The sequence below is a fragment of the Vibrio sp. L85 genome (genome assembly GCF_963871815.1).
In the GTDB taxonomy this organism is placed as follows: domain Bacteria; phylum Pseudomonadota; class Gammaproteobacteria; order Enterobacterales; family Vibrionaceae; genus Vibrio; species Vibrio harveyi.
In genome coordinates this window covers 107,151-125,693 of record NZ_CAWMYL010000005.1, presented here as the reverse complement: position 1 = coordinate 125,693, position 18,543 = coordinate 107,151, and the positions used below count along the sequence as shown (strand labels likewise).

The 18,543-nt window shown below is 45.7% G+C and carries 20 protein-coding genes; 8 read left to right on the top strand and 12 right to left on the bottom strand.

Annotated elements, in window-relative coordinates; translation table 11 throughout:
- Positions 1–186: 186 nt before the first annotated feature.
- Positions 187–1,278, top strand: coding sequence for a transporter substrate-binding domain-containing protein (locus tag AACR11_RS00755; RefSeq protein ID WP_079325462.1), 1,092 nt, complete (start codon positions 187–189; stop codon positions 1,276–1,278).
- A gap of 81 nt (positions 1,279–1,359) precedes the next feature.
- Here the strand turns inward: AACR11_RS00755 and AACR11_RS00750 are convergent, their stop codons facing one another.
- From AACR11_RS00750 to AACR11_RS00740, 3 genes are all read right to left on the bottom strand, one after another.
- A complete protein-coding gene (locus tag AACR11_RS00750) occupies positions 1,360–1,878 on the bottom strand; it encodes a glycine zipper 2TM domain-containing protein (protein WP_005452967.1) in 519 nt (172 codons plus the stop codon).
- Between the two features lie 220 nt (positions 1,879–2,098).
- Positions 2,099–2,446, bottom strand: a complete 348-nt coding sequence (locus AACR11_RS00745; RefSeq protein WP_005452970.1) for a GlpM family protein — start codon at positions 2,444–2,446, stop codon at positions 2,099–2,101.
- Positions 2,447–2,464: 18 nt separating this feature from the next.
- Entirely contained in the window at positions 2,465–2,824 is a 360-nt protein-coding gene (locus tag AACR11_RS00740) for a hypothetical protein (RefSeq protein WP_005452972.1), read from the bottom strand.
- A gap of 227 nt (positions 2,825–3,051) precedes the next feature.
- On the opposite strand from AACR11_RS00740, the gene AACR11_RS00735 reads away from it, so the two are divergent.
- Positions 3,052–3,234: a hypothetical protein gene (locus AACR11_RS00735; RefSeq protein WP_005452974.1), complete on the top strand. Its 183-nt coding sequence runs from the start codon at positions 3,052–3,054 to the stop codon at positions 3,232–3,234.
- Positions 3,235–3,299: 65 nt separating this feature from the next.
- Here AACR11_RS00735 and pncB read toward each other — a convergent pair whose 3' ends face one another.
- Positions 3,300–4,610: a nicotinate phosphoribosyltransferase gene (gene pncB / locus AACR11_RS00730; RefSeq protein ID WP_029788255.1), complete on the bottom strand. Its 1,311-nt coding sequence runs from the start codon at positions 4,608–4,610 to the stop codon at positions 3,300–3,302.
- 390 nt (positions 4,611–5,000) lie between these two features.
- Here pncB and AACR11_RS00725 point away from each other — a divergent pair, with 390 nt between their 5' ends.
- Both AACR11_RS00725 and AACR11_RS00720 read left to right on the top strand, forming a co-directional pair.
- Positions 5,001–5,726 carry an NUDIX domain-containing protein gene (locus tag AACR11_RS00725; protein WP_009697909.1) on the top strand — a complete coding sequence of 242 codons (726 nt, stop codon included), beginning with the start codon at positions 5,001–5,003 and terminating at the stop codon, positions 5,724–5,726.
- Positions 5,727–5,757: 31 nt separating this feature from the next.
- A complete protein-coding gene (locus tag AACR11_RS00720; RefSeq protein ID WP_005452981.1) occupies positions 5,758–6,411 on the top strand; it encodes a nicotinamidase in 654 nt (217 codons plus the stop codon).
- Between the two features lie 99 nt (positions 6,412–6,510).
- Here AACR11_RS00720 and sodC read toward each other — a convergent pair whose 3' ends face one another.
- The 3 genes from sodC to AACR11_RS00705 all read right to left on the bottom strand — a co-directional run bounded on the left by sodC (position 6,511) and on the right by AACR11_RS00705 (position 9,130).
- Entirely contained in the window at positions 6,511–7,023 is a 513-nt protein-coding gene (gene sodC / locus AACR11_RS00715; RefSeq protein WP_029788256.1) for a superoxide dismutase family protein, read from the bottom strand.
- Positions 7,024–7,050: 27 nt separating this feature from the next.
- Positions 7,051–7,515: an ankyrin repeat domain-containing protein gene (locus AACR11_RS00710; RefSeq protein WP_009697911.1), complete on the bottom strand. Its 465-nt coding sequence runs from the start codon at positions 7,513–7,515 to the stop codon at positions 7,051–7,053.
- A gap of 100 nt (positions 7,516–7,615) precedes the next feature.
- Positions 7,616–9,130: a catalase gene (locus tag AACR11_RS00705; protein ID WP_020196118.1), complete on the bottom strand. Its 1,515-nt coding sequence runs from the start codon at positions 9,128–9,130 to the stop codon at positions 7,616–7,618.
- Between the two features lie 259 nt (positions 9,131–9,389).
- Between AACR11_RS00705 and AACR11_RS00700 the strand changes: the two genes are divergently transcribed.
- From AACR11_RS00700 to AACR11_RS00690, 3 genes are all read left to right on the top strand, one after another.
- Positions 9,390–9,746, top strand: coding sequence for a VOC family protein (locus tag AACR11_RS00700; protein WP_079325458.1), 357 nt, complete (start codon positions 9,390–9,392; stop codon positions 9,744–9,746).
- A 396-nt stretch (positions 9,747–10,142) separates the two neighbouring features.
- Positions 10,143–10,772, top strand: a complete 630-nt coding sequence (locus tag AACR11_RS00695) for an alpha/beta hydrolase (RefSeq protein ID WP_009701274.1) — start codon at positions 10,143–10,145, stop codon at positions 10,770–10,772.
- Between the two features lie 134 nt (positions 10,773–10,906).
- Positions 10,907–11,800, top strand: coding sequence for a DMT family transporter (locus AACR11_RS00690; protein ID WP_029788260.1), 894 nt, complete (start codon positions 10,907–10,909; stop codon positions 11,798–11,800).
- A 101-nt stretch (positions 11,801–11,901) separates the two neighbouring features.
- Here AACR11_RS00690 and manA read toward each other — a convergent pair whose 3' ends face one another.
- The 3 genes from manA to malX all read right to left on the bottom strand — a co-directional run bounded on the left by manA (position 11,902) and on the right by malX (position 15,953).
- Positions 11,902–13,089 carry a mannose-6-phosphate isomerase, class I gene (manA, locus tag AACR11_RS00685; RefSeq protein WP_029788261.1) on the bottom strand — a complete coding sequence of 396 codons (1,188 nt, stop codon included), beginning with the start codon at positions 13,087–13,089 and terminating at the stop codon, positions 11,902–11,904.
- A gap of 21 nt (positions 13,090–13,110) precedes the next feature.
- Entirely contained in the window at positions 13,111–14,289 is a 1,179-nt protein-coding gene (locus AACR11_RS00680; protein WP_029788263.1) for a MalY/PatB family protein, read from the bottom strand.
- Between the two features lie 92 nt (positions 14,290–14,381).
- Positions 14,382–15,953, bottom strand: coding sequence for a maltose/glucose-specific PTS transporter subunit IIBC (malX, locus tag AACR11_RS00675; protein WP_005436347.1), 1,572 nt, complete (start codon positions 15,951–15,953; stop codon positions 14,382–14,384).
- Positions 15,954–16,189: 236 nt separating this feature from the next.
- Here malX and malI point away from each other — a divergent pair, with 236 nt between their 5' ends.
- On the top strand, positions 16,190–17,212 hold the full coding sequence (gene malI / locus AACR11_RS00670; RefSeq protein ID WP_005453001.1) for a Mal regulon transcriptional regulator MalI: 1,023 nt from the start codon (positions 16,190–16,192) through the stop codon (positions 17,210–17,212).
- Here malI and AACR11_RS00665 read toward each other — a convergent pair.
- Together AACR11_RS00665 and AACR11_RS00660 are read right to left on the bottom strand one after the other, a co-directional pair.
- Positions 17,209–17,949: a DeoR/GlpR family DNA-binding transcription regulator gene (locus AACR11_RS00665; RefSeq protein WP_005436345.1), complete on the bottom strand. Its 741-nt coding sequence runs from the start codon at positions 17,947–17,949 to the stop codon at positions 17,209–17,211. The genes malI and AACR11_RS00665 overlap by 4 nt on opposite strands.
- A gap of 91 nt (positions 17,950–18,040) precedes the next feature.
- Positions 18,041–18,430 carry a VOC family protein gene (locus AACR11_RS00660; protein ID WP_029788265.1) on the bottom strand — a complete coding sequence of 130 codons (390 nt, stop codon included), beginning with the start codon at positions 18,428–18,430 and terminating at the stop codon, positions 18,041–18,043.
- Positions 18,431–18,543: the final 113 nt, after the last annotated feature.

Below are 18,543 nucleotides of genomic sequence, written 5' to 3'. Positions count from 1 at the left end.
CTGTTAACGTCATCGAACTTGAAATTCAATGAAGCGTTGCCTGCTATAGTTAAAACAGTAAATAACAAAATTAAGGTCGCATTGAATTCATCATTACCTCTCGGAAACTCTCAACACTCGGGCTTTTTTGTGCAAGAAATCGCTCTTGATTCAATTCAGCGCTGCCACTTTTTTGAGGGTCTGCGCATGCAAATTGGTTTGAAAACCACACTTCAATTCCTTGTAATTACAACATTTTTGCTTCTTTTTTTACTGACTAGTTCCTCTAACGCTTCTCCGCTTAAGGTCGGGACTTACCCATGTCCTCCTTTTGTTATTGGTTCTGTTGACCGTGATTTGAACGGTCTCAGCATTGAATTATGGGAGCAAATTGCCAAAGAAATGAGCGTCGAGTTTCGTTTTGAAAACCAACCTTTAGACGATCTACTCAACGCGATAGAAACAGAACAAATAGATATAGGTGTTTCATGTATTTCTATCACTCCAGAACGCGAACTGTTCGCTGATTTTTCTCATTCTTTCTACGAAACCCATCTCGCGATTGCGGTAAAAAACCAAGGCTACCTGCATACCTTGCAATCTATCTTTTTGAACCCAGCTTTGTGGCTCATCGTTGGTGCCATCATATTGGTAGCTGGCTTAGTCGGAGCATTTTTCTATGCGTTAGAAGAAGGGAAAAACGAAAAGTTATATTCAATGAAAAACAGAAGCGGTCGCTGGGTTGAAAGCTTTATTCTTGGCTTGCTGTTTATTACCCGAGGACCGTTTAACTACTTTGAATTTAAAAGCTTAACTGGGCGAATTGTGACGGTATTCATTGGTGTTTTCAGCATGCTTTTTATCGCCAGTATTACTGCAGTTTTGGCTAGCAAACTCACCCTTAGCCAAGGTTATTCCCAAATCAAAGGTATCAATGATCTTGCCAATGTTGAAGTCGGTACCAAAACGGCTACCACCTCTTCCTTGTTACTCACTAGCTTTGGCATTCGCCACAAAGACTATGCAGACATGACGGCGCTTTTAACTGCCTTAGACAAAGGTGAAGTCGAGGCGATTGTCGCGGATGATGTTGTGCTCAAATACATGATTGGCAGTAGCAGACTATCTGGGCAATTTGAGGATTTAGAAGTGTTGCCGTACCAACTAGAAAAACAGAACTACGGCTTCATCATCACAGAGAACAACCGTTATGAGGAAGAGATTAACCGCGCGCTGTTACAAATCCGTGAATCACGAAAGTGGCGTAAAACGTTGGTCGACTATTTCGCAGACAAGTAGTATTCACCACTATCTTCTAAAACGAAAAAAGCCCTTAAGTTCAATGAACAAAAGGGCTTATGTATTCAATCTAGTTGGCGATTATTGCGGTAGAACCACTTTACCATCTTGAATTGGGAAAGTTTTGCCTGCAGGTTTGCTCTTCATGCGCACAGTCGTTGGTGCACCTGCAACTTCATAAGTGACATCGTAACCTACTACTTTTTCTGAAGTGGTGTATTCAGTGTGGCATTGTTTCTCTGTTGAAGTCACAACATCGCCCTTCTGCACATTGTCTTGAATTTCACGCCCCGCCATTGCACCGGCGATGGTTCCTGCCGCCGTTGCAATCACTTTACCTGAACCACCACCGATTTGGTTACCTAATGCAGCACCCGCCGCCGCACCGCCAACCGTGCCAAGGATCTTGTTGTTGTCTTTAGGTGCAACTTGATGCGTCACTACGACATCTTTACACACTTGATGTGGGTTCTTCACGGTTTCAGTTACCGCTTCAACAAGCGTAATGTTTGCTTCAGTTGGTGCAGGTGGCGTTTTGTCTTTACAGCCTGCCAGTACAGCAACAACTGCCGTCGCGATTGCGATAGATTTCATATTCATGGATTACTTCCCAGTACAGTTATCTTTGATTGGCGGTATAGTAAATCGTGAACTGTAATTCACATCAGGTAAAAACAAGCCCGAGGTCATTAGCAGGTTAAAAAACGGCGTTTTATAAACGGAATGTCAGGAGGTAATCTTGAAAAGGTCAATCGGAGCCAGATCACATCAATACTGACTATGAATCGCCCAGCAACTACTAAGTCAGATTGAGCAAACTTTAAGCAACCACCATCCATCGAGTCCAAAAGGCGAGCAAAATCGATGCAAACATGACCCAAACCAGCGTCGCGGCTGTCAGTGTACCCACCAAGCTCAAGCGGTAGCTAAAGTAAAAGACGGAGATCAGATACGCCGCATAAGGTATTAGAGAGTAGATACCGAACAGTGCGGTTTGGCGCAGTGCCTCCATATCTCGCTCGCTGCCCACAATAAAGTGCGCAATCAATGCGAAGGTCGGAAACAAAGGCACCAAACCTGCAATATAGAAGCTTTTTGATTTAGAGAGCATGGCAATGACGAGTACTGCCACCGCACCGAGTAACGATTTGAGAAAAAGACTGGTCATCAATATCTATCAAACCGTCTAAGCTAAACTCAAAAACAGCTCATCATCTGTCAGATATTTATGACGATGGCTTAGACTGCGTAAGTGCATAAACATAAAGTCAGGAAAACCTGGAGCAATGACGTTGTTTGGCTCCCAGAAGATGCCACCCACGAAAACGTAGCGGCCTTGCTTTTCATCATCATGCAAAGGGTTATTGATTGGTGTCGACAATTCAGCGCGGCATCCTTCAACTACACAGACGATTTGCCCTTTAAAAATGCCAATTACACGTTTAACAAGGTTCGCTTTTATTCCGCACTTCCATGCTTGGCGCGTTGCCCACTCATAACCGTGTTTGTTAATCGCTTTTTTCTGTAAATGCACAACCAAATTCATCGCTCATTCCCGAGTTGACCTTTGTTTGTACTATAACCAAATCGCCTTCTCGGTTTGCCGATTTTAATTTGTCGAAACCATAGAAGATAAAAATCAAGAAACGGGAGCTTTACAACAATTCGCCTTTTCCTTAACTAATTTTAGGATTTTTCTGACAATATAAAACAACTTCTGTTGCATAGAATGGCGTCATATTTATAAAAATAACGACAACAATAAGGTGACGTATGGCTTTTGATGACTATTGGAAGAAGGTTCGTGAAAAGCACTTAAAGAGTGCCAACTTAGAAGGGCTTATTGTTAAAAGAATACGAGCGAATACAGGCAGTAAGAGACTCCCATATCGAACGAAGTGTGGCGCACTGTGTGAAATCAAGTACAACGAAGTGTGCGACAGTCAAAAAGAGTGATGATTCTGCACCACCCTTTTCTCAGTATTTCAACTTTACCGCCGATAAACACCGTTCTTACCGGACTACGCGTCAATAAGGTAGTTATCGCCTTCGTTTTCTAGGCGATCGATCAGTACGCGACACTCATCGAGATCAAGCGGCTGCTCAAAACGACGCTTCAAATTCATCAAAAAGAAGATGTCTTCGCACATCGCTTTCTCTGGCTCATCGCTGATTTTCGCAACAGGTGAGCCGTTGCATGACACCATTTTAATAACGATAGACAAAGGTTTGTACGCAACACCTTGTGCGTTCACGTAATCACCCATATCGTTCGCAAGCGACGTACCAATGCCAAAACTCACTTGAACACGACCTTGGAAGTGCTCACAAATATCTAGCGCTTGATCGAAGTTCAAACCATCGGTAAACACCAAGGTTTTCGTCATTGGATCGATGCCAAGCGATTGATAATGCATAATCATCTTTTCGCCCCATGTGTAAGGGCAGCCACTATCATGACGCACTCCCACATAAGCATTACTGAGTTCTTCATCAAAGTCTTTTAAGAACGCATCAATACCAATGGTGTCCGTTAATGCAATGCCTAACGCGCCATTAAACATCTTTTGCCAACGCTGCAGTGCTACCTTTTGTGAATCACGAACATTCACGAGCGCTTGGTGCCCCATAAACCATTCGTGTGCCACTGTACCGATTGGCGTGAGATCGAGCTCTTTCGCCAAATGGTAGTTACTGGTTCCAGTTAGACTGTCAGGCAACTCTTCGCTCAGATACTGCAACATTGATCGCTGAGCTTGGAACGAGAAACGACGACGAGTCGACATATCAGCAAACTTAAAGTTGGTGATATTACGACGTTTCAGCTCTGCTTTAAGGAGACGAACCTTCTCTTCTAAAACCGATTGGAACTGCTCGACTGGGATCTCTGCCCAACGTGCACGGCTACGCACTTCGGACACAATACTCATGATGATGGTTTCGTAAAGAATGGTTTCTTTCCAAAGACCATTGATGGTAATGCGTAATTGGCTTGTGCCATCAGCCATGGTTTTCGTATTGAAAGAAACATCGCGTTGAGGGTTAAAACGAAACGCATGCAGTGAATTAACGAATTCAGGACTTAGATAAGGCGCAACACCTTTCATGTACTCAATTTCTTCTGCAGAGAAGGTAATATCTTGCAGTTTAAGTACTTCAGCTTTCACCTCTGGCAGCAATTCAGATAGGTCTTCTTCACTGCGCACGATGAATTTATAAGACACCATCGCATCGGGATAAAGCGCTGCAACAGCACTCATCATGTTCACTTTGTATACGTCAAAATCTAACGCACTTTGGATGATGCGAGACGAAAATAAATTGGTGGTCATTCGGAGCCCTTCTACACGCCCTTTTTCGTTTATACCCAAATTCCCTCAGCACGGTACAAACCGCATCTTATTGTTTTCCCGACAAAGTTGGGGGAAAGTTCTCAACAAGGCAAACTTGGGTATATAACTTGTTGTTACTAACTTAATTGCGTAAACAATAAACACCCACTTAGGGTTTGTCAACTTTTGTTACTAACCACTCATTTTTATAAGGTTTTTACGCACAAAATTCGGACAGTTATTGTGGATAACCTGAGCAGATAAGCACACCTTTGCTTAAAGAGGAACGCTAGACAACAATGAACACGTTTCTAACAATCGGTTACTTACCCATTGATTGACTACTTGTTATGCGCTAGATTACTTACAAATTATTCTCAGGACCAAATCATGATCGTAACCGTCGACATTATTCCATTCAGACTATCTGGCTGCGCCGATAAGGGGTTGGAAGTGTTGCTGATCAAGCGTTCGAACCCGGAACGTCCGTACCACGGTGTATGGGCCCTACCCGGCGGTTTTGTGTTTGATAAAGACATGACCCACGAAGGTGGACGCCCGGCAGACGAGAACTTTGAAGCAGCACGACGCCGTATCTGCCGCGAAAAAATCCATACCTACCCTCGTCACTTTAGTGAAGCCTTTGTCGATGGCGACCCAAAACGCGATCCTGAAGATTGGAGTCTGAACATCACTCACTACGCCTTGGTTGACCGTAACAACAAAGAGCAAATCGACAACGCTGGCGTTCCAGAATGTCATCTAAAGTGGTTCCCACTACAAGCAATCCTTGATGGCGAAGAGACCCTCGCTTTTGATCACCAAAAGATGATTGAAAAGGCATGGCAGAAGTTGCGCGCCTCTATCGAATACACCTCGGTCCTATTGTTCGCACTTGATAAAGAGTTTCTGGTTGCCGACATCATTGCCGCCTATCAAGAGTTCGGTATCGACATCAGTCGCATGACGATCAAACGACGCTTGATTGATTCAGGTGTACTCAAGCCAACCAACAAAGTCGCTTCCACTAACAAAGGTAAAGGCGGCAAACCAGCGATGGTCTACACCCTAGCAAGCGACGAAGTAACCTTTTTCCAAAACTGTTTGCGTGGCTAACGCAAGCATAAAGACAGACAAGGAGTCTGCCATGACAGTTCGAGTTAATTACCAAACCACAGCAGTGATCGACGTGGATCCTGAGAAAGGTTTCACCGAACTTTGCCCTGACGAACTGCCAGTCACTGGCGCATTAGAAATCGTTCCAGAACTACTAAAGAACCACGCGAAAGGTCGCTTAAAGCTCGTCAGCCGTGATTTGCATCCACCAAAAGCGGCGTGGGACGCAGAAACGCCAGCGAATATGCTTGAACCAGTAGGCTTACCTAACGTGGATATTAAGTGGAACCGCCATTGTGTGCTTGGCACTACGGGCGTTGAACTGTTGGACGGCCTACCTCCTGTTCTGGAGTACGATTTCCAAGTGAACAAAGGCATGGACCCAGACGCACATCCTTACGGTATCTTTTTCCACGACGTGGCTGATACCAAAACCACAGGTGCGAATGAGTTCCTCAAGTTCAACAACATCGATACAGTTGTTGTCGGCGGCTTAGCGCTCGATTTTTGTGTAAAAAAATCCGTCACTCAAGCACTCGACTTAGGCTTCAAAGTAATTGTGAACCTAGCTTCTAGCCGTGCGGTCTTGCCAGATACCGTCGATGCGGTAATTGCAGAGATGAAAGAGAAAGGTGCGATATTTGTCGACAAGGCGGATGACATCATCGTTGAGAACTTCGCGTAATATATGTCGATTTAAATCTAAGCCCATCAGCTTTTGCTTAAAAAGAAAACGGTCCAGCTTATCTGGACCGTTTTTTGTTTGTGGCGTCTAAGAAGGGGATTACTTAATCACACCACACACAATGCGAGCACCGCCGCCGCCAAGTTTCGCCGGATGGTCAGAGTGGTTATCACTACCAGCATGAACCATCAAAGCACGACCTTTTACGTCATCAAGTTTCACTCGTGGTGCCAATACTGGCTGATCCGCCATTCCATGAGCATTCACGTAAAGCGCCGGTAAATCGCCAAGATGATTGTCGTCCGTCCAAGGGAAGCCATGCTTGCCTGTTTTTTCTGGGTCATAATGCCCTCCAGCAGCACCGCCAAGAATGGTTTTACCTTCTTTGGTAATGCTGTCACACGAGCCGTTAGCGTGTAAATGGAAGCCATGCGTACCAGCGGGTAAACCCTGTAGTTTCGGTGTAAAAACGGTGCCGTAATCACTGTCGCTGATCATCACGGTACCAGTTGATTGCCCAGAGCCAAGGTCAATCATTTCTACGCTTACTGTCTCGGCAAAAGTTGGGGAAGAGAGAAGCGTTAGTGCAGCAAGCCATGTTGTTTTATTCATACTGTGGGTCCTATTTATTGTTATTTATCAGTGTTGAAGCGATTTCAACACATTGGATTGACCATAGATCTCGGCAAATTCTTTCAAATTTAGCCCAGCTTTATTGCGCAGCTCTGGTGAACAATCCGCTTGATACAGGTCTTTAGCTATGCCTATTTCACGTTTGATGAGTGCCCCCATTAATGCAGTGTTACCACGCTTATCTTGTAGGCAGGCGTTGGCTCCGGAGTCGAGCAGCAAGCGAACGGTTTCTCTATGTCCTTGATATGCGGCCACCATCAATGCGGTATAACTTTGGTTATTGCGTTGGTCGATCGGGAAGCCTTGAGAAACAAATGTATCGACCACTTCGTTATTACCAATTCGCGCAGCATCGAAGAACAGTTCAACCAGAGATTGGTATTCCTCTTCCAGCTTGTCTTCGGCGGCCAATAAGCTCAGCGAAAAGCTCAAAGAGAACAGAACGGCACTGAGCAAAAACACGGTTTTCATTTACTCACCCTCATTAACAAAATTGGAGAATGACCCACGGGAGCCCTGATTTTCGGGCAGAAAAGAGCAGATAAATCTCCCGCAGGTCAAAACTTATTGCTTACATCATCGCTTTGTTTTTCACTTGCTTGAGATTGGTATCTGTCGCCTCAGCCAGACGCGTACCGTACTCTTTGTCTGCGCGGTAGAAATAGCTCACCATGGTTTCCTTAACGTCTTTATCCATCACCTTGTTCAGGTCACCCGCTAAGTTGGCAATCAAATCACTCTGGTCTTGCTCGTTCATGCTGCGGAACAACACACCCGCTTGGTAGAAGTTACGAGGATTGCTGATCGCTTTTTGTTGAACAGTACCAACCAACTTGGTTTCAACCGCTTTAAATTGCGTGTCTTCTGCCAGTGCCAGTTTACGGCTTGGTTCGTAGTTCACATCACCATTGCCTTGCTTCGCGTTGTTGCTCAATCCATCTTGGTTATGGTTGTTCACTGATGCTAGAGGACGGTTTACTGGCAGCTGGAACAAGTTCACACCCACGCGGTACAGCTGTGTATCTGCATAAGCGAACAAACGGCCTTGTAGCAAACGGTCTTCCGATGGCTCGATACCAGGAATCAAATTCGAAGGCGCAAATGCCGACTGTTCAGTGTCTAAAAAGAAATTTTCTGGTAGGCGGTTCAACGTCATAGTGCCGACTTTTTGATCCGGTACATTCAGCCATACTTTGGTCGCATCCAACCCGTTGTAATCCAGTTTGCTCAGAGCTTCTGGTGACAGCACCTTCACGTAGAGATCCCACTTAGGGTAGTTACCACGCCCAATTTCTTTATACAGATCATTGGTTAAATGATTGAAATCTTTACCCTGCATTGCGGTTACTTCATCAGGACGCAGGCTTTCGATACCTTGTTGGCTCTTCCATTGGAACTTCACATAGTTCACATCGCCTTGCTTATTAATCCACTTATAAGCGTGCACACCAAAGCCGTCCATCGTGCGATAGCTTGCTGGCGTACCTAGGTTGCTATAAACCCAAGTCAGCATGTTGGTCGCACTCGGCTCATGACTGAAGAAATCAAAGAATCGGTTTGGGTCCTGAACGTTGGTAACAGGAGACGGTTTTAGAGAGTGCACCATATCCGGAAACTTAATTGAATCGCGGATGAAGAACACAGGCAGGTTGTTCCCTACCAGATCCCAGTTACCCTGTTCAGTATAAAATTTAGTGGCGAAACCACGAGGATCGCGAAGTGTCTCAGGTGATCCTTTTGAGTGAATAACGGTCGAAAAACGAACAAAAACAGGGGTTACCTTTCCTTTGTTAGTAAAAGGAGCGGAAACCGTTAAGTCACTAAAATCACCCGATGCAACAAACTCACCATGAGCACCCGTACCACGAGCATGTACCACACGCTCAGGAATTCGCTCTCTGGCAAAACGCTGCAATTTTTGAATCAGGTGAACGTCTTGCAGTAATACGCTGCCGTTTTCACCTGCTGTGATTGAATTCTGGTTGTCACCGACTGGTGCACCGTTGTCTCTTGTCAGGGTTTGCGCCTGTAGAGATGTGCTGGCTAAGCCAACTGTAATTAATAAAAAGCTTTTTGACATCTGCATGGTTGCTCTCCAATGCGTGCTAACCATTTAACCAGTCGAGTGGTCAATGGATACTCAAAAGCTCTTTTCTGCCCACGAAGAATATATCTTCAATGATTACATTTGTTTAATGGGAAATAACGATAGATTTAATAGGGATAACCAATGAAATTTTTGAGGTTTTATCAGTTTGATTAATAAAACCTAGACTCGGGCTGAGAAACTAGACCGAAGAGTTAATACACTGACAGAAAAGCACAGCGATGAAAAGGACACCAGAATGCACCAACATGAAAAGTTAAATTACGTTGAGTTTGGCACGCGAGACATCAATGCGACTAAACAGTTTTTCGAGCAAGCCTTTGGATGGAGTTTCGTTGATTATGGTCCTGAGTACAGCGCCTTTTCAGGTCAAGGTTTGGACGGTGGCTTTTATGCAGCAGAGCAAGTCAGCCAAACAACAAATGGGGCAGCATTATTGGTGTTCTATAGCTCAGATATTCACGCAACTTTAGCCAAAGTCGAACAGTTCGGGGGGCAAATAATCCACCCTATCTTCGAATTCCCGGGAGGTTGTCGTTTCCATTTTACCGAACCAAGTGGCAATGAGTTCGCGGTCTGGTCTGAAAAGCATTAATTAATAACAAGTAAAACAGTAATTAATGACAGGTAAAACAATAACGTACCACCGCATTCGATAATTGACTCGAAGAGTTACAAATCCATCCGCCCCGCCTTTTCATTTGTTGATAACGCGGGGCTTTTTGATTGCTCAAATCTTATACAGTTATTTTTGTTCTTTAAATCAAAAATAAAGGTAAAACATGGAAGTTTTGAAGCGTTGGTTCATCGCCCTTTCTTTAGGGCTAGTGTTATCGGCATGCGGAGGTGGTGATGGCTCCTCTGTAGACAGCAGCTCCGCATATGTTCCTGCGGAAAAAATACAAGACAATATTTTTTCCAATATCACTGGCGTTAGTTATCCCTACGACATCTACTTGCCAGAAAACTATGAAGAGCGCACGACATCTACTTGCCAGAAAACTATGAAGAGCGCACGACATCTTTGCCCGTCATCTACGTTTCCGACGGTAATGGGACAGGTCAGGGGTTTGGTAACCTCATCGCCAATGCCGAACTCGATGTCATCCTAATCGCCATTCATGAAGGTCCTCCTGGACGCAGAAACATTGATTATTTGCCACCAGGCGTCGATGACTTCTACCTTTTCTTAACCCAAGAACTCATCCCAATTGTTGAAGCCGAATACGATATTGATCCAAATGAACGCACACTGGCTGGACATTCATTTGGAGGCGCAAAAACTGCCTATATCATGCTAACGGAAGACATCGGCGTCGAGTTCTTCAAAAATTTCATCATCTCTGACGGGTCATTTTGGCGCATTGATGACACCATCTATTCTTTGGAGGAGCAACGTTACGAGGCTTCACCATGGTTAGAAGCCACCGCTATATTGAGCTCAACAAACATCGGAAATCATCCATCGGTTGATGCTTTCTATAAACATATCCAATCGAAGGGCTACATGGGTTTTAATTTGCCACCGCTCATCGAGTACAAAAAATTAGATCACGGGAAGATGTGGTACCACACCTACAGAGACAGTCTGCCAATCTTGTTTCCAAAAGAAGAAATTTAAGACAATCAAAATAAGTCAGTGGTAGCCAGATTCGGAACTGACATTGCATTTCTGGTTGATCTCATCCTTGGTTTAATCCACTGTTAGCGCAACAATTAATCAATGGGGCGCTAGACCTCGACCAAGGATGTATCATGACTGCAGCCAGTTTTTTTCGCTTACTTTGTCTCGCTGCTATTTGGGGTGGCTCGTTTCTGTTTATGCGAGTCGCCGCTAATACGTTCGGACCGGCTTACTTAATCGAGTTTCGTGTTGCATTTGCGGCAATAGCATTGCTCTTGATAGCTTTCTATCTCAAAAAGAAACTTGCCTTCACAAAACACATTAAGCACTTTTTCATTATTGGCTTGTTTAATAGCGCCGTGCCCTTTCTGCTTTTTGCTTATGCTGCTCAAACGCTGAATGCGTCGACCTTAGCCATTCTCAACTCAACCGCACCGATATGGGGCGCGTTAATTGGTTTTGTTTGGTATCGCAGTCCTTTAACGGCAAAAGCCATTCTAGGTATGATGATTGGTATTGGTGGTGTGGCTGTACTTGTCGGCTTGGATTCTTCAACCATCGGCAGAGAGGCTATCTTCCCCATCGGGGCAAGCCTAATGGCTTCTTTCAGCTATGGGATTGCAACCAACTACACTAAAAATGCTCCGCAAGTTCCAGCTTTCGACAATGCACACGGCAGTATGTGGGCAGCGGTTATTTGGGTTCTACCGTTATTACCTTTCCTACCAATGCGCGCTGAACCAAGCAGTTTTGAATGGAGCTCCGTCATCGCTCTTGGCGTTGTGTGTACCGGTTTCGCTTATTTACTCTACTTCCGCTTAGTTTCGGATATTGGTCCTGCTTCTGCCTTGACCGTCACTTTCCTTGTTCCCGTTTTCGGCATTTTATGGGGTTACTTGATTCTGGGTGAACCTGTCGGTTTTAACACCATCATAGGGACAATTTCGGTGCTAGGCGGAACCATGTTGGTGACAGGTTTCTCTCCTGCTGCAATGCTGGCAAAGCGAAAACAAAGAGTGGCATAACGACCGTTGTAGTATGCAGTCACCTTATTTATGCCCAAGTAACATCAAACCATTTGAGACCGCGGGACTAGCGGTCTCAGTGTATGAGATAGACAAAGCACTCAGTTATACGCTCTTGCTAGCAAGCCACTCCCTTGATATTGGTAAAACTTACAATCGTTAGTGATAAATGCAGATTCTCCGGCTTTAAGGGTCAGACTTGCCTCTGATGTCATGACCTCAACTTCGCCTTCAACACAAAAAACAATCTCTGCACCACGCACAAACTGTTGTTTGCATTCGCCATCGGAAGAGAGAATATCAAATCCAAAATCATCTACCGGAATTGGATAGCTCAATTTGCCCTCTTTATGAATTGGCGGCAGCTTAATCAGTTCCGGTTGCGTGGTGTGAAATGCCGTATTTGCGATAAGCTCATCCACATCAATGTACTTGGGCGTTAACCCAGCTCTAAGCACGTTGTCAGAATTCGCCATGATTTCCAACGCTGTACCTTGCACATACGCATGAGGCGTTTCGGCATGGAGAAACATCGCTTCACCAGGTGCAAGTTCTATCGTGTTCAACATCAGCGGAGACAGCAATCCAATGTCTTTCGGGTAATGCTTTTGAAACTCAGCCACATAACTGAGCACTTCTCTTTCCAATGCCGTCTTTGGACCACGCTCTAATGCTGCGTCCAGTTCTGCCAAGGCTTGAATTTTATGAGCTTCGCTCAAGGTCATGATCGCCGTGAAGAAGCCTTTCAACCCGTCTTGATTTGGGTGCTCGGCTAACGCGGCTACCTCGCCGTCTAAACTGCGAATACCAAATTGGCGGAACAGCGTCAGTATCTGTTCTATCGGACGAAAGCCATTCATCGCCTTGTAGAAAGTCAGTGCGTAGACCAACTCTGGCTTGTGATTAGCGTCTTTGTAGTTGCGATTAGGAGCATCAAGTGGAATACCTTGTTCATTCTCTCGTGCAAAACCAAGCTCAGCTTTTCGCTTGTTAGGATGAACTTGAATCGAGAGCGGAGAATCCGCCGCAAGCACTTTGAATAGGTACGGAAGTTCACCGAAACGCATCATGGTGTAATCACCAAACATGCTTGCTTTGTCTCTCGCAATCACATCAGATAATAACTCACCAGTTGCTGCGAGGCGCGAGCAACCATTAGGGTGCGCTCCCATCCAAATTTCAGCTTGAGGTTGATGTTTCGCATTGTCGATGCCAAATAGTTTAGAAATCGACTCTTTACTTCCCCAAGCGTAGTTTTGAATCACGTTATCTAACTTGAACAGTGACATCTCACTCTCTCCCGCGGTGTTTTAACACTGCAATTTGATCGCTTGAATCAAGGCTGAAACGCCCTGCTCGACTTTGCTTCTTGGGCAACCCAGATTGAGTCTGAGATAGCCTTTCCCAGAATCGCCATAAACATCTCCAGACATGATGGCAATATTGAATTGCTCAATTAACGCCTGATTAAGCAGCGTCATATCTAGATTCAAAACAGATAAGTCAATCCATGCTAAATAGGTCGCGTCTGGGACAAGGTAACTCACTTCAGGAAAGGCGCTTTCCAGTGCTTCTTTCACGTATTGATGGTTAGCCAATACATACTCGTTGAGCGCCTTTAACCAAGGTTCTCCGTGACGATAAGCCGCCATCGTACCAAGCACGCCCATAATAGAAGGCGATGAAAGACCATCCACCTCTTTGAGTTTATGCAGATAACGTTCACGAGTTGGTGAATCCGCGATCAACGCATACGCGCCATTCAAGGCTGGAATATTGAATGATTTAGACGCCGATGTGACGACAGCCCAATCTTGTGAACAACCAAACCCCACGTAAGGGACGTGACGCTTAAAGCACACATCCATGTGGATCTCATCAGAAATAACTTTGACTTGGTATTGGTTACAAAGCTCCGCCATCTTTTCCAATTCGCTTTGGCGCCACACTCGCCCTGTTGGGTTGTGAGGGCTGCACAACAACAGCACTGTGTTATTCTTGTCAGCGAGTTTGGTTTCCAGATCTTGCCAGTCAATTTCAAATCGACCCTTCTGTTTGATGAGCGGACTGCGAACGCACGTACGGTCTTGTCCTTCAATCATTTTGTCGAACGCATCATAAGCTGGCGTATGGAACACCACGCCCTGCCCCGGCTGACTCCATTGCTCAATCAACTTTGACACAATGTAGATAACCGAAGGTCCGTACACCACTTGCTGAGTGTCGATTTCGCAGTCAAAGCGAGTCTGATACCAGTAGCGAATCGCGGACTTGAAATCCTCATGGTTCCAGCGGCTATAACCTAATACCGGATGCTCTAAACGTTGTTTAAGCACATTCATTACAGGCTCTGGCGCAGCAAAATCCATATCTGAAATGGTAAACGGGAGTAGACCCGCTTTACCAAATCTATCCTGAACGTAGTCCCACTGCGTGCAGTAAGTACCAGTGCGATCAATCGGTGTATCAAAGTCGAAATTGTGAGTCATACGAATATTCCAATGTTAAGGTCCCTCGTCACAATCTCATTGGGGGGGAGGATGGAGATTGTGCCGAGGGGGAGCATCTATCAAGGCAGTGACTAGCTTGCAGACATGATGGCTTGCATTTCGTTCTTCACTAGGTGAACTTGCGTACCAATCACGACTTGCAGGTTGTGCTCATCAAGCTTCACTACACCCAGCGCACCGTTGGCTTTCAACTTTGCGTCGTCGACCAAACTCATATCGTTAACAGACAAGCGAAGACGAGTGATGCAGTTATCCAAAGCCGTGATGTTCTCTTTGCCACCAAGGGCTGCCAATACTGCGGCACCTTTGCCAGATTCGTTGATGAATGCCGCTTCAAGCTCTTTGTCCACTTCCGCCGTATCGACTTCACGACCTGGTGTTTTTAGGTTGAACTTAGTGATCGCAAACTTAAATACTGAGTAATAAACCACGAACCAAACACCCGCCACCAGCGGTACTAAGTACCATTTCGTCGCCGTGCCTTGCAGGATACCGAACACCAAGAAGTCAATCAGGTTGCCGTCTGTGTTACCGATGGTGACATCAAGCAAGCCCATCACCATAAAGCCCAGACCAGTCAGAATCGCATGGACAAAGTAAAGCACTGGCGCAACGAATAGGAACAAGAATTCAAGCGGCTCGGTGATACCGCCTACCACACAAGCTACGACGCCAGAGATAAGCAGTGCTTTAATTTTTGAGCGGTTCTCAGGGCGAGCACAGTGGTACATCGCAAGAGCTGCACCCGGTAAACCGCCTAGGAAAGTTGGCATTTTACCTTGAGACAAGAATGCCGTGACTTCCGGCGTAAATGCCGTTGTGTCAGGACAAGACAATTCAGAGTAGAAGATGTTTAGTGCGCCAGACACGGTTTGACCACACACATCCATAGTACCGCCAGCTTCAGTGAATCGAATCAGCGCAACCAAGATATGGTGAAGACCGATTGGCAGCAATAAACGTTCGCCTGTACCAAACAGCATAGGACCGAAATCACCCGCACCTTCAATCACATGACCGATACCATTGATGCCTGCAGCAAAGTAAGGCCATACGAATGGGATAAATACACCGACAACGCCCAGTACCAATGCAGAAATGATTGGCACAAAACGAGCGCCACCAAAGAACGCTAGCGCATCTGGCATTTTGAAGGTGTAAAAGCGCTGGTGAAGTTTCGCAACAATCACACCAACGATTACCGCGCCAAGGATACCAGTATCAATCGATTCAATGCCGATGATGCTTTTCACACCGTAAGCGGCACGTTCCGCTTCACTGTCTAGTACACCAGCGACGGTTAGGAAGAAGTTGATCGCAAGGTTGAACGCAGCATAGCCAACGAAACCCGCGAAACCTGCCACGCCTTTTTCTTCACGCGCTAACCCTAGTGGGATAGCAACGGCGAACATCACAGGCAAGTAGATGAATGCGACAAGACCGATTTTAGTCATCCACATAAACAGGTATTGCAAAGGGGTGTTGTCTAAAAATGGGATAGCTTCTTTGATAGCGGCGCTAGAAAACGAGCTGCCGACACCAAGAAGAATACCTGAGAATGCCAGCAGCGCGACTGGCAACATGAAGGTCTTGCCGAGGCTTTGCAAGAACTCCCACATGGTCGATTTATTGCTTTTAGACATAGTTTGTCTCCGGAATTTGAGAACTTGTAGGGCTCATACACATCACATTATGTGCGCATGAAGTGTTGTTTTTATGTGCTCAATATACGCCGCTAAAATTCTTGATAAAACGTTTTACCAAAAGTTCTGTGATCGAGTTAAACATCTTTTTCCATAAACTGTGTAGGGCTTTTAAATTCAATCTAATAGGGTTACAGTTTGTTGATAAAACGTTTTTCTAATCCATAAGTGAATCTATGTCGTCAAAAAAAGTGACCATTACAGAAGTCGCTAAACATGCTGGCGTGTCAGTTACCACCGTCTCTATGGTGTTGGGGAATAAAGGGCGGATCTCTCCTGACACAATAGAAAAGGTCAACGCTGCGGTAGAAGAGCTCGGCTATATTCGTAACCGTGCCGCTGCCAACTTACGCTCCAATTCCAGTGAAATCATTGGACTGATCCTCAAAGACATCAGCGATCCCTATTACGCGGAAGTCGCGGCAGGATTGAGCGAAGAAATCGAGCAACAAGGTTATATGCTGTTTCTGGCTCAAAGTGGGGATAGTCAAGAAAAGTTTGAGAAGTGCGTATTAACCATGGCACGCCAAGGTGTCGGTGGTATCGCATTTTGCCCGATTGGTGAAAGCCAGCAGTTCAACGTCGAAAACCTTAAGCAACACAATCTGCCAATGGTGTGCATTTCACGCGCTTCGGTGGATAAGCAAATCGACTATGTAGGACCAGACAATATGTACGCCGCCAAGTTGGCGACGGAGCATCTGGTTAAGCAAGGGCATCGCAGAATTGCTTATGTCGGCGGCGCGAGCAGTTCTTTGTGTCGTGCTGAGCGCATTGGTGGGTATTGTTCAACTCTGATGCAGTTTGGTTTGCCTTTCAAACCTGAGTGGGTGGTCGAGTGTGAGAAAAGCCAAGCGTCTGCCGCTCAAACTGTGCAGCAGTTGTTGTTGGAACATCCTCAGATTACTGCGGTTCTTTGTCACCATTCTTCGACGGCACTAGGCGCAGTTTATGGGATACATCGAGCGGGACGATCCATCGGTAAAGATCAGTTTATCGGCGAGCAAGTATCGGTGATTGGTTTTGATGACGTTGAAGAAGCGGAGCTAATTGAGCCACCGCTCACCTTCGTAAATTCCAATGCACGAGAGATGGGAAGACAAGCGGCAAAGCGATTGATCAATCAACTCAAGCAAGAAGACAGCGAGCCTTACAGCTTGATCCTACCTCCCAAACTCATTGTTCGTGAGTCGGCTTAACCCAACACCACTTCTACACCTTGCTTTCTCAACTGTTCGAGGTCGCTTTTCGGAGCGGCTTCGTCAGTTAACAGCACCGAGATTTCACTCGTTTTACCAATCGAAGATGGGTAGATTTGCCCAAACTTGCTTGAGTCCGTCAGTACGATGTTACGGCGCTTTTTCGCAATGATGGTTTCAGCGATTTCTGCACGCATCATGTCTCGGCTAGTAAAGCCCGTGTCTTGATGGAAACCGTCAATACCCAAAAAAGCCGTGCTGAAGTGGATGTTCTCGATACATAGCTTGGTTAACGGTCCAACCAAGCTCTCGCCTTGATGCTGATACACACCACCGAGCAAGATGATGTTAGCTGAGGTGTTACGGATGAGGTGGGCGATGTACGCCGATGGGGTAATGATGGTCACGTCACCACGTTCAGCCAGCGTGCGGGCTAATAACGCATTAGCACTGCCGCCTTCGATTAATACGGTTTCGTTTGGTGATACCAAATCTGCCGCTTTGTTGGCTAACGCTTGTTTGATGTCGAAGCGCACTTCGAGTCGCGTATCAATATCGTCACTTTGTAGCGCCGTCGCAGCGCCGTGTACACGCTTTAAGTAGCCTTGTTGCTCAAGGAAGTTCAAATCCTGCCTGATAGTCACGCCCGAAACGCCAATGATGTCAGAAAGCTCCGTCACTTGAACGCGTTTTCGGTCATTAACCAATTGCAGGATTTCATTTTGTCTTGAGTTCACAGGCTCGCTCCTTTTTGATGAGCTTGCAGTATACGCCCGAACACTTTCATATGAAAGCAGCCTGTGAACGATGGAAGTAAGCTAAGCTGCGTTACACCGTAAGCTCAAGACGGTTGCCATCCGGATCTAAGATGCAGCTTTCATAATAACCATCACCTGTTTGTCTCGGACCGTCGATCCATTGGTAGCCATCATCCACTAAGGTTTTGGTCAATTGATCCACTGCCTGCTCTGATCCTAGAGAAAAGGCAAAGTGTGCCAGCCCTGTTACCTGCATCGCATGAGACTTTTCACAAGCGGTGACACCTTCCATCGACATTAACTCCAGTCGTGCACCACTTTCAAACGAAAGAAAGTAAGATGAAAACTGCTTGGTTGGATTGTGGTATTTATCGTTAGACACCGCGTTAAAGTATTTCTCATAGAAGGCTTTAAGCTCTTCCAAACGTTCAGTCCAAATCGCGATATGTTCTATTTTCATTGGGATTCCCCCTAGCTCTTAACTGCGCTCAATCTAACGAGGAAACGCAGCACAAAAAAGAGAGCAAATCACTTCTGAGTTGTTCCTGTTTTATGGTTGGAGTTGTGTTTGAA